This is a genomic window from Rhodococcus phenolicus, from assembly GCF_001646785.1.
GTDB classification, from domain to species: domain Bacteria; phylum Actinomycetota; class Actinomycetes; order Mycobacteriales; family Mycobacteriaceae; genus Rhodococcus; species Rhodococcus phenolicus.
In genome coordinates this window covers 74,425-89,353 of the sequence record NZ_LRRH01000002.1, presented here as the reverse complement: position 1 = coordinate 89,353, position 14,929 = coordinate 74,425, and the positions used below count along the sequence as shown (strand labels likewise).

Genomic DNA, 14,929 nt, shown 5'->3' with positions numbered 1-14,929 from the left:
CGAACTCACCGACCGCTGCCCACCGTTCCGCAACCAATGCCCCGTCGTACAGCAATCGGGCGGCGGCGAGGAAGTCGGCGAGGTCGATCTCGACGATCGTGAACCCGGCCACCCGTGCCTGCTCGACCGCGGCGGCGAACGCGGCGCGCCACCGCTCGTCGAGTTCCGGAAGGTCGCGGGGCACTGCGACCGATGCACCGGGAGCCGCGGCCAGCGGCACGTCCGCCGCCCACGGCCGGCCACCGGGGGCGGTCGCCATGATCGCGACCGCACGTTCCGCGGACGGAAGGTCGCGGGCGAAGATCGTCACGCAGTCGTAGCTCGCGCACGCGGGCACGACACCCGTGGTCGCGACCGTCCCGACCGTCGGTTTGATGCCGACGATCCCCTGGAACGCGGCGGGAACCCGGCCGGACCCGGCGGTGTCGGTGCCGATCGCGATGTCGACGACGCCGAGCGCGACCGCGACCGCGGATCCGGACGACGACCCGCCGGACACGTACTCGGGGCGCCGCGCGTCGCGGACCGCCCCGTACGGGCTGCGGGTGCCGACGAGTCCGGTCGCGAACTGGTCGAGGTTGGTCTTGCCGACAACGACCGCACCGGCCGCGCGCAGCGCCGCGACCGCGGCGGCATCGACGTCGGGGACGTAGCCGTAGCCGGGGCAGGCGGCGGTCGTGGGCAGGCCCGCGACGTCGACGTTGTCCTTCACCGCGAGCAGCACTCCCGCGAGTTCTCCACCACGAGAAAGTGATTCGGCATACTCGACGGTGACCTCGGCTTCGTCGCGCAGGTGCACGAACACCTCGGGTCGGTCCGCTTCGCGTAGCCGCGCATAGGCTTGTGCCACACGGTCGTTCATGCCGCTTCCTTCCCGATTCGAGCGCCGCGGGAGAGTTCGCCGTCGGCTTCCCAGCGGGCGCGTTCCTCGTCGCGGGCCGCTTCCATCTTCGTACGGACGGCACCGATCGAGCCGGCTTCGCGTTCGAGGAACGCGAGGTGCTCGGCGAGGGAGAATTCACCCTCGGTGATGTCGACGCGGCCGCGTCCGGCGGCGGTGTCGGCGCGCAGGTCGAGCAGTTCCTCGGCGGACACCGGATACCAGGAGATGCGGTCGAAGAATCGCAGCAGCCACGGATGTTCGGGCTCGAATCCTCTTGTGTTCTCCGGGAACCGGTGGTTCCACACCTGCGTGGTGCGGCCGACGAACTGATAGCCGCCCGGTCCTTCCATTCCGTAGACGCACAGGTACGCGCCGCCGATGCCGACCGCGTTCTCCGGGGTCCAGGTGCGGGCCGGGTTGTACTTGGTGGTGACGAGCCGGTGCCGGGGATCGAGCGGGGTCGCCACCGGCGCACCGAGATACACGTCACCGAGACCGAGCACAAGGTAGGACGCGTCGTATACGGTCCGGTACACGTCGTCGACGGATTCCAGTCCGTTCATCCGCCGGATGAACTCGATGTTCCACGGGCACCACGGGGCGTCGGCGCGCACCCCGTGCATATACCGTTCGGTGGCCAGGCGGGTGGCGGGGTCGTCCCAGCTCAGCGGCAGCCGCACGGTGCGGCTGGGGACGACGAGCCGGTCCGCGGCGGGGAGCGCCGCCTCCGTCTCGAGCACGGCACCGAGCACCGCACCGCTACTCGTCAAAGTCGGATCGAATTTCACTTGCAGGGACCGGATTCCGGGCGTCAGGTCGACGAGACCGCGCAGCCCGGTCTGTTCGAGGGCGGTCTGCAGGGCGTGCACCCGCGCGCGCAGCACCAAGTCCAGCGACATGGTGCCGTATTCGACGAGGATGTTGTCGTCGCCACTGCGTCGCACCGTCACCGAGGTGGTGCCGTCGGCGGTCGCGCCGCGGTGCAGCACACCGTCGTCGCCGTCGCCGTTGCCGCCGACGACGGGCAGTGCCGCGCGCCGGGCAGGCCCGAACACCTTCGGTGAGGCCACGCTCGCGGCGCGCACCGGGACCAGCCGCAGCCGGTCGCCGGGGGCGAGCTGCCCCATCTTCCAGCGGTCGGCGGTGACGACGGTGACCGGGCAGACGAAACCGCCGAGGCTCGGGCCGTCGGGACCGAGCAGGATCGGGGTGTCTCCGGTGAAGTCGAGGGCACCGACCGTGTAGGGGGTGTCGTGGATGTTCGACGGGTGCAGTCCGGCTTCCCCGCCGTCCGGTCGCGCCCACTCCGGCTTGGGGCCGATGAGGCGGACGCCGGTGCGGTCGGAGTTGTGGTGCACCGTGTACGCGGTGCGGTAGAGGGTGTCGATGTCGTTGCGGGTGAAGAACTCCGGCGCCCCGTGCGGCCCCTCGGTGACCGCGATCGTCCAGTCGTGGCCGATCGAGGGGATCTCTTCGGCGGTGAGGCGCCGGGGCGTTCCGGCAGGCGCGCCGAGCGGCAGTGCGTCCCCGTCGGCGAGCACCCGGCCATTGACGCCGCCGAACCTGCCGAGTGTGAACGTCGCGCCGGACCCGAGGTACGGGTCGACGGCGAAGCCGCCGGCGACGGCGACGTAGGTGCGCAGACCTGCACCGGAGACGGCGCCGACATCGAGGACGCCGCCGGCCGGGACGATGACGGGCGTCCACTGCGGGACGGGGCGGCCGTCGACGGTGACCGCGCAGGCCGCGCCGGTGACGGCGACCGTGGTCTCGGCGTCGAAGCGCAGGCGCGGCCCGGCCATGGTGGCCTCGAGCCCGGCGGCACCCTCGGTGTTGCCGACCGCGAGGTTCGCGAGCCGGAACGACAGGTCGTCCATCGGGCCGGATGGGGGGACGCCGATCTTCCAGTAGCCGACACGTCCGGGCCAGTCCTGGACGGTGGTGAGCGGTCCGGGCCTCAGGACGGTGCAGGTCGCGCTCATGGTCAGGCCTCCGGTCGGGTGACGATCATCTGCACGGCGGTGGGGTCGAATCCGTTGCAGGGGTTGTTGATCTGCGGGCAGTTGGACACCAGCACGAGCGTGTCGATCTCGGCGCGCAGCGCGAGCCGGCGACCGGGTGCGGAGAGTCCGTCGACGATGCCGAGGGTGCCGTCCGGATCGACCGGCACGTTCATGAAGAAGTTGACGTTGCCGACCAGATCGCGCTTGCCGAGTCCGTGTTTCGCGCCCTCGGCGAGGAAGTTCTCGACGCACGCGTGCTGGTGGCGGGTGTGATGGCCGTAGCGGAGGGTGTTGGATTCCTGCGAGCAGGCTCCGCCGATGGTGTCGTGGTTGCCGACCTCGTCGGCGACGATCGTCATCATCGGGGCGCCTTCCTGGTCACGGATCACCGATCCGGTGGTCAGGAACAGGGAGCGCTGCGCGGCGATGGTGACCTGCGCGCTGTACCGGACGGTGGTGTCGGCGGCGCCGTAGAACAGGGTGTCGACGGCCTGGTTGCCGTACAGGTCGACGATGGTGAGCACGTCACCGGCGGCGACGATCGCCGACCACGGGCCGCGCGGGGCGACCGTCTCGTCGAGGATCACGGTGCCTGGGACGAGCGGTGCGGGGGCGGTGGTGGTCATCGGGTGGTCCCTTCGGTCGGCAGAGCGGCGGCGTGGACGTCTTCGGTGTTGCGGTGGGCGCGGTCGTATTCGGGTCCGATCTCGGGGGCCCGCGCGGCGAGCTCGGCGAGGTCGGCGGGGGCGCGCCAGGCGAGCAGTTCGATCGCGGTGGTGTCGAAGGTGGGCGACTCGTCGAGCGGGTGCGCGGTGTTCGCGACCGCGACGATCAACGGAAGGTGCAGCAGCAGTTCGACGCTCGCGCCCGGTCCGGCGTTGCCGGTGGCGATCAGGGACCCGTCGTCGTCGGCGCGGACCCCGTGGAAGAACGAGACGGTCGGGGCGACGTCGCGCGGTCCGAGCCCGTGTTTGAGGGCGGCGAGGGTGAGCAGTTCGCGGCCCGCGGGCGAGGTGGAGTGTGCCGAGCCGTCGCCGTAGCGGGCGGTGTTGGCCGCTGCGCTGGTGGTGCCGCACAGTGCGTCGTGCCGGCCGGAGGTGTCGGCGACGATCGTCGCGAGCACGCGGCCCTGGTCGTCGAGGAGGGGGTGGTCGACGCCGAGGTATGCCTGCCACGGCACCTTGACGGTGTCGGCGATGTTGAGCCGCTCCCACGGTGCGTCGGCGCGCCACAGCATCACGTGGGCGCAGCCGCGGCCGGCGAGGTCGGTCAACCGCAACCGGGTGCCGCGGGCGAGGACCTTGGAGGAGTAGCGGCCGCCCGGGACGGTCTCGGCCCACACCATCGCCGCGGCGTCGACGGGCGGGTTCGGCCAGGCAGAGGCGGGGATGACGGGCATCGGTCCCTCGTGCTGCCCGGCCTGGGAGCGGGCGTGGTCGCGGGCTGCGGAGGTGGTGGCGGTCATGGTGACTCCTCGGGATGCGGGCGTTCAGAGGGAGCGGACGGGACGCGGGTGGGTCCGGCCGCGGGGGAAGCACAGGATTCCGAGGGCGACGATCGCGACGATGGAGATCGGCCCGGCCCAGCGCAGGATCGGGGTGGTGCCCGCCGGGTCGAAGATCTCGGCGCGCGGCCACGACAGGTTCACGACCATGACCAGTCCGTAGAGGACGGCACCGGCGTTGACGAGGACACCCCAGCGGCCCAGGGAGAACAGGGGCCGGCCCTCGGCGTCGGTGCCGCCGGCGCCGGAGATCCAGCCGCCGGTCAGCCGCCGGTACAGCATCGGCGCGGTCACGAGCAGGTAGGCGAGGTAGATCGCGATGATGCACACGCTGGCCAGCGTCGAGAAGATCGCCGAGTTGCCGACGTTGAGCAGCAGCACCGCGACGCAGGCGAGGCCGACGACGATAGACGGGGCGATGGGGGTTCCGGTGCGGCGGTTGACGGTCGCGAGGGATTTGGAGAATGGGAGGCGTTCGTCGCGGGCCATCGAGAACATGAGGCGGGAGGCGGCGGTCTGGATGGCGAGGGTGCAGATGAGGATCGCGATCGCGACGTCGACGAGCAGCACGGTGCCCCACGGTGAGGACAGGACGGTGTCGAGCACGTACGGCAGGCCCTCGGTGGCGAGGCGGCCGTCGGTGAGGCTGGGTGCGGCCATGAGTGCGCCGAGGATCATGAGGCCGCCGCCGAGGGCGGACACGCTCAGCGCCATGCGGATGGTGCGCGGTGCGACCCGGCGGGGGTCGCGGGTCTCCTCGGCGAGTTCGCCGGCGGAGCCGAAGCCGACCATGACGTACGCGGCCATCAGGCCAGAGGCGATCCAGGCCCAGCCGTACCCGGATTGACCTGCGTGGACTCCCGTGTCGAAGACAACCTGCGGACCGCGCTGGGCGTGGGTGAAGAACACGCCGATGACGGCGACCACACCGACGATCTCGCAGACGACGCCGACGGTGTTGACCCGCGCCATCCAGCGCACGCCGACGCAGTTGATGGTGGTGGTGACGACGAGCAGCACGGTGCCGAGCAGCACGGCGTTCGCGGCGCCGCTGGGCGAGGTCAGCGAGGTGTCGTCACCGATGATCTGGAAGCCGGACCACACGGCCGGCAGCACGACCTGCAGGGCGATCGCGGCGGCGGAGGCGGTGACGATCTGCGCGAGGATCATGAACCAGCCACCGAACCACCCGAGCACTTCACCGCCGAGGCGCCGCGACCACTGGTAGACGGCGCCGGAGAGCGGGTAGCGGGCGGCCAGTTCGGCAAAGCACAGGGCGACGAGGAACTGGCCCGCGAACACGACGGGCCAGGTCCAGAAGAAGGCCGGTCCGGCGAACCCGAAGCCGAGGCCGAACAGCTGGAAGATCGTGGTGAGGATCGAGACGAACGAGAATCCCGCCGCGAACGACGCGAACTTCCCGAGCGAACGGTGGAGTTGCTGTTCGTAGCCGAACTCGGCGAGATCTCCCGCGTCACCGCCCTTTTCGGGTGGCGCCGCGGCGGGCGTGGTCAGTGCCATGGGGTCCTCGATTCGCGCAGCCGTCAAAACCTGTCGGGTGACAGTTTTAAGGGGGCGCATTCCTGCGCGGTGACGGCGATGTTTCGAATGGACTACCTGTGTTGCGAACATGTGACGCGGGTTCGGTGTGCCACTATCGCTGCATGCCCACCGCCACCGACCTCGCGCGCCTGCGATCCGAATTCGCCCGCGGCGCAACGTCGGAACACATCGCGGCCGAGTGGTCGCGGCTGTGCGTCGACGAACTGCGCACCGCACTCGACGCACACACCGACGCGCAGGTCTGGGTCACCGGCAGCGTCGGACGCGGCGAGGCCATACCCGGATCCGACCTCGACGCCCTGGCCGTCACCACGACCCCCGAGAACGAATTCGACGCCGCCGCCCTGCACGTGCCCGGGGTCGTCGCCGACCCGAACGGCGCCACCCCGCTGCGTCGACGACTGCGCCGGACCCCTGGCGAATGGCGCGACGCCGCGGCCCGCTGGACCGCCGACCCCCGCGAGGACCGCGGCGTCGTCATGATCGGTCTCCTAGCCGACGCCCGCTGCGTCGGCGACCCTGCCGGGATCGACCTGACCGAGGTCCTCGCCGCCGCGGTGCGCAGACAACCGCGTTGTCTCCACGCCGTGCTGTCCGACGCACTCGCCCACCGCCCGCACGTACGTCCGGCATTCCCGCTGGTCCCCGCCCCGAGCGTCGACCTCGAGCGGGACATGCTGACCCCGGTGCGCAAGATTGCCCGCTGGGCGGCGCTGGCCGGCGAGACCGGCGGGCACACCACCGGGGAGCGCCTGGCCGGTGCCCGCCCCGGCGAGTACCTCGAGACCGACGAGCTCACCGATCTGTGCCGCTGCCACCACGAAATCCTCGACCTCGTCACCCGGCGCGCCCTCGACGGCACCCGAGGCGACGGCCCGGTACCCCTGAGCAGCTTCCGGCCCGCCGAACGCGCCACGATCCGGTGGGTGTCGCGCACTGTCGCCGGGATCCAACGCGTCCTCGACTACCGGCTGTCCGCGTCGTCGTTCACCCGGCCGGACCGGCCGTGACCCCCGGTGACGCCGTCGCGCAGGCGGTGCACGCCCAGGAGCTCGAAGGCTGGCGGCCCGAGGACGACGCCCGTGTCGCGCTCACCGCGTTCGCGACCGGGACTCTCGGACGGGGCGAGTACATCGCCGCCGCGGTCGCGGCGGCGCGCGCGATCGATCCGAGCGAGCAGCGCCCCCGCCTGTTGCGCCGCTATCGCCCCTACTACGTGCGCGGAACCACAGTGCTGCGCAACGGGATCGGTCTTGCCAACCCGGTGGCGCTGGCCGAGGCCGAACATCGTGTGTGCGCGGCGCGGCTCGTCGAGATCCATCTGGGGGCCGTCGCGCCGGGTGTTCCGCTGGTGACGTCGATCCACCAGCATCTGTTCGGCGACGTCTACCCGTGGGCCGGGCAACAGCGCATCGTCGATCTGCGCAAGGGCGACGCAAAATTCCTGCCGGTCCCCCATCTCGCCGCGCGCATGGCGGCACTCGAGGCCGGCGCAGGCACCGTACGGCCTCCCGACTTCGTCGGGCCCACTGCCACAATTCTGGCCGATCTCGTTGCGGTGCATCCGTTCCGGGAAGGCAACGGACGCACGGCGACGACCCTGCTCGCCGTCCTGGCCCGCCGTGCGGGGCTGCCGTTCGACCTGCGGCGCATCGATCGCACGGCGTGGATGGACGCCTCGCGCGCCGCGATGGCAGCCCGGGATGGAGACCATCGGGTTCCGGGCGACCCGTTCGTGCCGATCGTCGAACGGGCGATCGGGATATGGCAGAGTGGGTCGGCGTGACCGGACCCGGACGACCGCGCCTCGTGGAGCGCCGTCGCCCCGGCGCGTCGGGACGCGAGGAAATCCTCGATGCCGCAGGCGAACTGTTCGTCACCCGCGGTTTCGCCGCGACGTCGACACGCGCGATCGCCGAGTCGGTGGGTATCAGGCAGGCGTCGCTCTACCACCACTTCCCCACCAAGGAATCGATTCTCGCGGCGCTGCTCGATTCGACGGTCGAACCGTCCCTGCGCTACGCGCGCGTCCTCGCGACCCTGGGCGGCGATCCGTCCGTGCTCCTGTGGGCCCTGACCGCGGGCGACTCGTGGAATCTTCTCACGGACCGCTCGAATCTCGGACGGCTGTACCTGATCCCGGAGGCGGACGCACCGGGACTGTCCGCGTTTCACGCCAAACGGCGTGAATTGCACGGCATCTACCGGACGCTGGCGGCACAGGTGCTCGCGGATCCGGCCGATCCGCGATGCGGACTACCGGTGCGGGTCACCGAATCGGTGATCGCGATCCGCGCCGACGACCCGTCGATCACCGCCCCCGCCGACGGTGCGCTGCCGACGGCCGCCCGACTCCTCGCCGACAGTTCCCTGCGGATCCTCGGTCTCGAACCCACCGACACACTCCGGGACTCCGGGACCGCACTGGTCGCCACCCACCGCACCGCCTCTCCCACTCCGGGGTGACGCCCCACCCCCGGGTGATGGCTCCCATCACCCGGATAGACCGAATATTGGTTCCCACCACCCACAGGGGCGGGCGCCGCACCCACAGGGGTAGTCGCCGGGGAGAGGATCGCTGCCGGGCAGTAGGTACGCATTCTCCGACTTCAACCTGGTCGGCGCCGATATCGTCGATGTTGCCCCGGCCCACGACCGCGCCGAGCTCACCGGCATGTCGCAGCCCACGTCGGCCACGAACTGCTGTCGGCGATGGCCGCGGCACAGCGGCCCTGACCGAGCACGCACCACACAACAGCACCGACCGAGGGACGTCCACCATGACCATCGAATACCGGCTGCCGCAGCAGCGCAGCCTCCGCACCACCCTGCCCGGTCCCCGCTCCGCGGAACTGACCGAACGGCGCAGGAACGTGGTCGGCGCCGGCGTCGGATCGTCCGTCCCGGTCTACGTGGCCGACGCGGACGGCGGTGTCATCGTCGACGTCGACGGGAACTCGCTGATCGACCTCGGTTCCGGAATCGCCGTCACCAGTGTCGGCGCCTCCGATTCCGCTGTCGTGGAAGCGGTTCGCGAACAAGCCGGCCGGTTCACCCACACGTGTTTCATGGTCACCCCGTACGAGGGGTACATCGAGGTCGCCGAACGGCTCGCCGACCTGACGCCGGGCGACCATCCCAAGCGCACGGTGTTGTTCAACAGCGGCGCCGAGGCGGTGGAGAACGCGGTGAAGATCGCCCGCAACGCCACCGGCCGTGACGCCGTCGTCGTGTTCGACCACGCCTACCACGGCCGCACCAACCTGACGATGGCGCTGACCGCGAAGAACATGCCGTACAAGAACGGTTTCGGGCCGTTCGCGCCCGAGGTGTACCGGATGCCGATGTCGTACCCCTTCCGGGAAGGACTCGGATACGACGGCGCCCCCGTCACCGGCGAGCGGGCCGCGCGCCGCACCATCACGCTCATCGAGAAGCAGATCGGCGCGGACAACGTCGCCGCGATCGTGATCGAACCGATCCAGGGCGAGGGCGGATTCATCGTGCCCGCACCCGGTTTCCTTCCTGCCCTGGCAGGCTGGGCACGCGACAACGGCGTCGTGTTCGTGGCCGACGAGGTACAGACCGGGTTCGCCCGCACCGGGCGCTGGTTCGCCTGCGAGGACGAGGAGGTCGTGCCGGACCTGATGACCCTCGCCAAGGGCATCGCGGGCGGCCTCCCGCTCGCAGCGGTGACCGGGCGCGCCGACCTGATCGACGCCGTGCACGTCGGCGGGCTCGGCGGCACCTACGGCGGAAACCCGGTCGCGTGCGCGGCCGCGCTGGCGACGCTCGATCGGATGCGCGACCTCGATCTGCCGGCGCGCGCCCGGCACATCGCCGACCTCGCGCTGCCGCGATTGCAGGCGCTGGCCGACGAACTCGACATCGTCGGGGAGGTGCGCGGTCGCGGGGCGATGCTCGCGATCGAGTTCGTGATGCCCGGTAGCCGCGAACCGAACCCGGTCGCGACCGCCGCGATCGCCGCGGCCGCGCTGGCGCAGGGTGTCGTGCTGCTCACGTGCGGCACGTACGGCAACGTGATCCGGTTGCTGCCGCCACTGGTGATCCCCGACGAGCTGCTCGTCGACGCACTCGATGTGCTCGAGGACGCGGTCCGTGGGGTCGCCGGACCGGAAGGAGACGCCCGATGACACACCCGCGCCCCCGGGTGAGGGGAACCTTCAGCCGGTCAGACCGAATATTGGTTCCCATCACCCAAGGGGCGCGGTGACGATCAGGAGTCGCGCTGGTGGCGCGGCTTCCAGACGACGAGGGCGTTGCTGCGCGGGATCGGGACGAGGTCGCGGCGGGCGCTGCGCAGCTGGGTGACCTCCGCCGACAGTTCCGCCACGCGCTGCTGCAGGGCCTCGACCTGGTTGGTCAGTTCGATGACGCGCTTGATGCCGGCCAGGTTCACACCCTCGTCCTGCGACAGGCGCTGGACCTCGCGCAGCAGTTCGACGTCGCGCGGCGAGTACCGGCGACCGCCGCCGCTGGTGCGGTGCGGGGTGACCAGGCCGAGCCGGTCGTAGTTGCGCAGCGTCTGGGCGTGCATCCCGGCCAGTTCCGCTGCCACGGAAATCACGTACACGCGTGCGTCCGGGTCGCCGGCATGGTCACGCGGCTGCCTCGGTTCCGGCATCATGCACCTGCCCATCCTTCACGTGGATCGAAGCCGCTGTTCTGTTCGGCATGCAGAAAGATGCGAAGAGCGTCGACGGCCTGATCGTCGAGGTTCTGCGGAATCGCGACCTTCACGGTGACCAGCAGGTCGCCGCTGCCGCCGCCGCGCTTGGGCACACCGCGACCGCGCACCCGCAGCACGCGTCCGTCGGCGGTGCCCGCGGGGATCTTCAGGCCCACGCGACCGTCGAGGGTCGGCACCGACACGGTGGCGCCGAGGACGAGTTCGCCGTAGCTGACCGGCAATACGAGGGTGAGGTCGTCGCCGTCCCGGCCGAAAACCTTGTCGGGACGCACGTGCACGGTGACGAACAGGTCGCCCGACGGTGCGCCGCGCAACCCGGCCTCCCCCTGCCCGGCGAGCCGGACCTTGGAACCGTCCTTGATGCCGGCGGGGACGCGCACGGTGATGGTGCGGGTCCGGTTCTGGATGCCGGTGCCCCGGCAGTCGCCGCACGGGTTGTCGATGATCGATCCGGAACCGCGGCAGTCGTCGCACGGCTCGGAGAAACCGAACGCGCCCTGGTTGCGGGAGACGATGCCGCTGCCGTTGCAGTTCGGGCACACCCGCGGGCTCGTGCCCGGCTCGGCACCGCTGCCGTGGCACGTGGTGCACGGAGCGGGGCTGGTCAGGCGCAGCGGGACGGTCACACCCTGCACTGCGTCGCGGAAGTCGAGGGTCGTCTCGGTTTCGACGTCGCTGCCGCGCCGCGGGCGGGTGCGGGTCGCACCACCGGCGCCGCCGCCGCGGTTGAACAGGCCACCGAACAGGTCGCCGAGTCCGCTGTCGGAGGCGCCGCCGCCGAACAGGTCGCCGATGTCGAAGTTGGTGCTGGTGAACCCGCCACCGGCACCGGGCTGGAAGCCGCCGAACCCGCCGCCACCGCCGGACGCGAACAGCCGGCGCGTCTCGTCGTACTCCTTGCGCTTGGTGGGGTCCGACAGGATGGCGTTGGCCTCGCTGACCGCCTTGAAACGTTCCTCGGCGGCGGTGTCACCGGGGTTGGCGTCGGGATGCAGATCCCGCGCCAGCTTCCGGTACGCCTTCTTGATGTCGTCCTGCGATGCGTCGGAAGAGACGCCCAGGTCCTTGTAGAAGTCCTTCTCGATCCACTCCCGCTGGCTCACCGGGCGTCTCCTCCTCTCGCAGTACTTGTTGTTTCTTACTCGGTGCCCGACTCGTCCGGCGGCGTTTGCGCCGGAGTGTCGCTCGGGTCGCCGTCGGCGACGGTCACCATCGCGTGCCGCAGCACGCGGTCACCGAGCCGGTACCCCTTGCGGAGAACCGTCCCGAGGACGGGGTGCGTGCCGTCGCCTTCCATCTGGACCGCCTCGTGCAGGTCCGGTTCGAAGGGATCGCCTTCCGCACCGAACGCTTCGAGGCCGAGGCCGGTGAGAATACCGGTGAGCTTGTCGCTCAGGGCTTTCATCGGCCCGGTCTCGAGGTCGCCGTGGGCGCGGGCCCGATCCAGGTCGTCGACCAGGTCGAGGAACTGGCCGACCACGGACGCCTTCGCGCCCTCGATTGCCACGACCTTCTCCCGCTCGATGCGACGCCGGTAGTTGGCGTACTCGGCCGTGACGCGCTGCAGATCCGCGGTGCGCTCGGCGAGTTCGGCCGTTTCCGGCGACGGCTCGGCCGTCAGTTCGGCTTCGTCTCCCGCAGCGGGAGCCACCGACTCGGTGTCCACCTCGATGGCGTGCGCTTCGGCGTCCGCCTCGCGCACCTCGAAGGTGTCCGGGTCGATCCGTCGCTTGTCGGTGACGGTGACCGGCTCCTGCTCGGGCTTCTCGGCACTCACTTCTTGTCCGAATCGTTGGGCTCGTCGACGACCTCGGCGTCGACGACGTCGTCGGCACCGGCGGCAGCACCGTCACCGGCTGCAGCACCGTCGGCGGCCTGCGACTCGTAGATAGCCTGGCCGAGGGCCTGCGACTCGGTCGCCAGCTTCTCGACGGCGGCCTTCACCGCAGCGATGTCGGTGCCGGCGAGAGCGTCGTTGGCTTCCTTGACGGCCGCCTCGACCTTCTCCTTGACGTCGGCGGGCACCTTGTCCTCGTTGTCCTTGATGAACTTCTCGGTCTGGTGCACGAGCGACTCGGCCTGGTTGCGGACCTCGGCCTCCTCGCGACGCTTCTTGTCCTCCTCGGCGTGCGCCTCGGCGTCCTTGACCATCCGGTCGATCTCTTCCTTGGAGAGGCCGGAGCCTTCCTGGATCTTGATCGTGTTCTCCTTGCCGGTGCCCTTGTCGCGGGCGGTGACGTGCACGATGCCGTTGGCGTCGATGTCGAAGGTCACCTCGATCTGCGGAACACCGCGCGGAGCGGGGGCGATACCGCCGAGCTCGAAGGAGCCGAGCAGCTTGTTGTGCGCGGCGATCTCGCGCTCACCCTGGAAGACCTGGATCTGCACGGACGGCTGGTTGTCGTCGGCCGTGGTGAAGGTCTCGGACCGCTTGGTCGGGATGGTGGTGTTGCGCTCGATGAGCTTGGTCATCACGCCACCCTTGGTCTCGATGCCGAGCGACAGCGGGGTGACGTCGAGGAGCAGCACGTCCTTGACCTCGCCCTTGAGAACGCCTGCCTGCAGGGCGGCGCCGACGGCGACGACCTCGTCCGGGTTCACGCCCTTGTTGGGCTCGCGGCCACCGGTCAGCTCACGCACCAGCTCGGTGACGGCCGGCATACGCGTCGAGCCGCCGACGAGGACGACGTGGTCGATGTCGCCGACCGAGATGCCCGCGTCCTTGATGACCTGCTGGAACGGAGCGCGGGTGCGTTCGAGGAGATCGTTGGTGATCTTCTGGAACTCGGCGCGGGTGAGCTGCTCGTCGAGGAACAGCGGGTTCTTGTCCGCGTCGACCGTGATGTACGGCAGGTTGATGGAGGTGCTCTGCGAGCTGGACAGCTCGATCTTCGCCTTCTCCGCAGCCTCGCGCAGACGCTGCAGGGCCATCTTGTCCTTGGTGAGGTCGATGCCGTTCTGCGCCTTGAACTTGTCGACGAGCCAGCTCACGATGCGCTCGTCCCAGTCGTCGCCACCGAGGTGGTTGTCACCGGAGGTCGCGCGGACCTCGACGACACCGTCGCCGATCTCGAGCAGGGACACGTCGAACGTGCCGCCGCCGAGGTCGAAGACCAGGATGGTCTGTTCCTTCTCGCCCTTGTCGAGGCCGTAGGCGAGGGCTGCGGCGGTGGGCTCGTTGACGATGCGCAGAACGTTGAGGCCGGCGATGGTGCCGGCTTCCTTGGTGGCCTGACGCTGAGCGTCGTTGAAGTACGCGGGGACGGTGATGACGGCGTCGGTGATGTCCTCACCGAGGTACGCCTCGGCGTCGCGCTTGAGCTTCATCAGCGTGCGGGCGCTGATCTCCTGCGACGTGTAGTTCTTGTCGTCGATGCCGACGGTCCAGTCGGTGCCGATGTGGCGCTTGACCGAACGGATGGTGCGGTCGACGTTGGTGACCGCCTGGTTCTTGGCGGGCTGGCCCACCAGAACCTCGCCGTTCTTCGCGAACGCGACGACCGACGGAGTGGTACGGGAACCCTCGGAGTTGGCGACCACCACGGGCTCGCCGCCTTCCAGAACGGAAACGACCGAGTTGGTGGTTCCGAGGTCGATGCCGACCGCACGAGCCATAATTCTCCTCCAATTTTCTCGCCGCGATACGTCGTTGCACCGCGGACCTGCATGCCCCAACCCTGAGCCCGACGGACTCAGGTGAGCGAAGTCCACTCAAGCTTGCACCCGGACCGAAACCGGAGTCAAGTCCAAGTTGAGCTACCCGCGCTCAAGTTTGTCGATCTGTCCAACCGCAACCTTCCGGACTTTGTTCCAACGGTGATGCGGATCACTCTCCCGGGGTCTGTTCGCGCCGCGGAGGAGCGGCCGCGCGCGGCCGTCTCCGTCGACGCCGGGTGTGTGGGCGGGACGGTTTGTTCACAGGCACCGAATCGGTCCACCGATCCGACCTACTCTCCTCCGGCATCACCTCCGACGAGGTGCGGCAGGCATTGCGCAGCGGCGCTCTCGCTCCGGTCGCGCCGGGCACGTACCTGCGGCGCGCCGACACCGACGGGCTCGACGAGATTGGCCGGCACCGTGTCCGAGCGCGATGTGTGCAGCACACGCTGGGCGGGGGACGCAGTGCTCAGCCACGTCACCGCCGCGCTGTTCCACGGAGCCGACCTGTGGAAACCGGATCTGTCACGCGTCCACGTCACCCGCGACCGGAGATCCGGTGGCCGCCGCACCGCCAACGTCCATGTCCACCCGGCTCCGCTTGCGCG

Annotated in this window: 13 protein-coding genes; 4 read left to right on the top strand and 9 right to left on the bottom strand. The window is 70.1% G+C overall.

The genetic code is table 11. From position 1 onward, the window contains the following. The 5 genes from A8G15_RS01225 to A8G15_RS01205 form a co-directional block, all read right to left on the bottom strand. Window positions 1–862 (bottom strand): amidase family protein (locus A8G15_RS01225; protein WP_245687674.1); only part of this gene is annotated, 862 nt, incomplete at its 3' end. Continuing rightward, the gene (locus A8G15_RS01220) at window positions 859–2,865 is read right to left on the bottom strand and encodes a 5-oxoprolinase/urea amidolyase family protein (protein ID WP_068154554.1); all 2,007 of its coding nucleotides are present in this window, start codon (window positions 2,863–2,865) and stop codon (window positions 859–861) included. The genes A8G15_RS01220 and A8G15_RS01225, both read right to left, overlap by 4 nt. Window positions 2,866–2,867: 2 nt before the next feature. Continuing rightward, a complete protein-coding gene (locus A8G15_RS01215; RefSeq protein WP_068154551.1) occupies window positions 2,868–3,512 on the bottom strand; it encodes an urea amidolyase associated protein UAAP2 in 645 nt (214 codons plus the stop codon). Continuing rightward, complete coding sequence (locus tag A8G15_RS01210) at window positions 3,509–4,351, bottom strand: urea amidolyase associated protein UAAP1 (protein ID WP_068154549.1); 843 nt, start codon at window positions 4,349–4,351, stop codon at window positions 3,509–3,511. Before A8G15_RS01210 ends, A8G15_RS01215 begins: the two co-directional genes overlap by 4 nt. Before the next feature lie 24 nt (window positions 4,352–4,375). Next, window positions 4,376–5,911 (bottom strand): amino acid permease, encoded by a 1,536-nt coding sequence (locus A8G15_RS01205; RefSeq protein ID WP_082899591.1) that lies wholly within the window; start codon window positions 5,909–5,911, stop codon window positions 4,376–4,378. A gap of 143 nt (window positions 5,912–6,054) precedes the next feature. Here A8G15_RS01205 and A8G15_RS01200 point away from each other — a divergent pair, with 143 nt between their 5' ends. The 4 genes from A8G15_RS01200 to gabT all read left to right on the top strand — a co-directional run bounded on the left by A8G15_RS01200 (window position 6,055) and on the right by gabT (window position 10,107). Continuing rightward, window positions 6,055–6,963, top strand: coding sequence for a putative nucleotidyltransferase substrate binding domain-containing protein (locus A8G15_RS01200; RefSeq protein ID WP_068154546.1), 909 nt, complete (start codon window positions 6,055–6,057; stop codon window positions 6,961–6,963). Further along, window positions 6,960–7,739 (top strand): Fic family protein, encoded by a 780-nt coding sequence (locus A8G15_RS01195; RefSeq protein ID WP_068154544.1) that lies wholly within the window; start codon window positions 6,960–6,962, stop codon window positions 7,737–7,739. The genes A8G15_RS01200 and A8G15_RS01195 overlap by 4 nt, the downstream gene beginning before the upstream one ends. Continuing rightward, on the top strand, window positions 7,736–8,419 hold the full coding sequence (locus A8G15_RS01190) for a TetR/AcrR family transcriptional regulator (protein WP_245687673.1): 684 nt from the start codon (window positions 7,736–7,738) through the stop codon (window positions 8,417–8,419). Before A8G15_RS01195 ends, A8G15_RS01190 begins: the two co-directional genes overlap by 4 nt. Window positions 8,420–8,733: 314 nt before the next feature. After that, window positions 8,734–10,107 (top strand): 4-aminobutyrate--2-oxoglutarate transaminase, encoded by a 1,374-nt coding sequence (gene gabT, locus A8G15_RS01185; protein ID WP_068154541.1) that lies wholly within the window; start codon window positions 8,734–8,736, stop codon window positions 10,105–10,107. Between the two features lie 83 nt (window positions 10,108–10,190). Here the strand turns inward: gabT and A8G15_RS01180 are convergent, their stop codons facing one another. The 4 genes from A8G15_RS01180 to dnaK are packed head-to-tail and all read right to left on the bottom strand — an operon-like array spanning window position 10,191 to window position 14,279. Next, window positions 10,191–10,598: a heat shock protein transcriptional repressor HspR gene (locus tag A8G15_RS01180; RefSeq protein ID WP_068154539.1), complete on the bottom strand. Its 408-nt coding sequence runs from the start codon at window positions 10,596–10,598 to the stop codon at window positions 10,191–10,193. Then, window positions 10,598–11,767 (bottom strand): molecular chaperone DnaJ, encoded by a 1,170-nt coding sequence (gene dnaJ / locus A8G15_RS01175; RefSeq protein ID WP_068154537.1) that lies wholly within the window; start codon window positions 11,765–11,767, stop codon window positions 10,598–10,600. Before dnaJ ends, A8G15_RS01180 begins: the two co-directional genes overlap by 1 nt. Window positions 11,768–11,802: 35 nt before the next feature. Then, entirely contained in the window at window positions 11,803–12,441 is a 639-nt protein-coding gene (gene grpE, locus A8G15_RS01170; protein ID WP_068154535.1) for a nucleotide exchange factor GrpE, read from the bottom strand. Beyond that, window positions 12,438–14,279, bottom strand: a complete 1,842-nt coding sequence (dnaK, locus tag A8G15_RS01165) for a molecular chaperone DnaK (protein ID WP_068154532.1) — start codon at window positions 14,277–14,279, stop codon at window positions 12,438–12,440. Before dnaK ends, grpE begins: the two co-directional genes overlap by 4 nt. Window positions 14,280–14,929 lie beyond the last annotated feature (650 nt).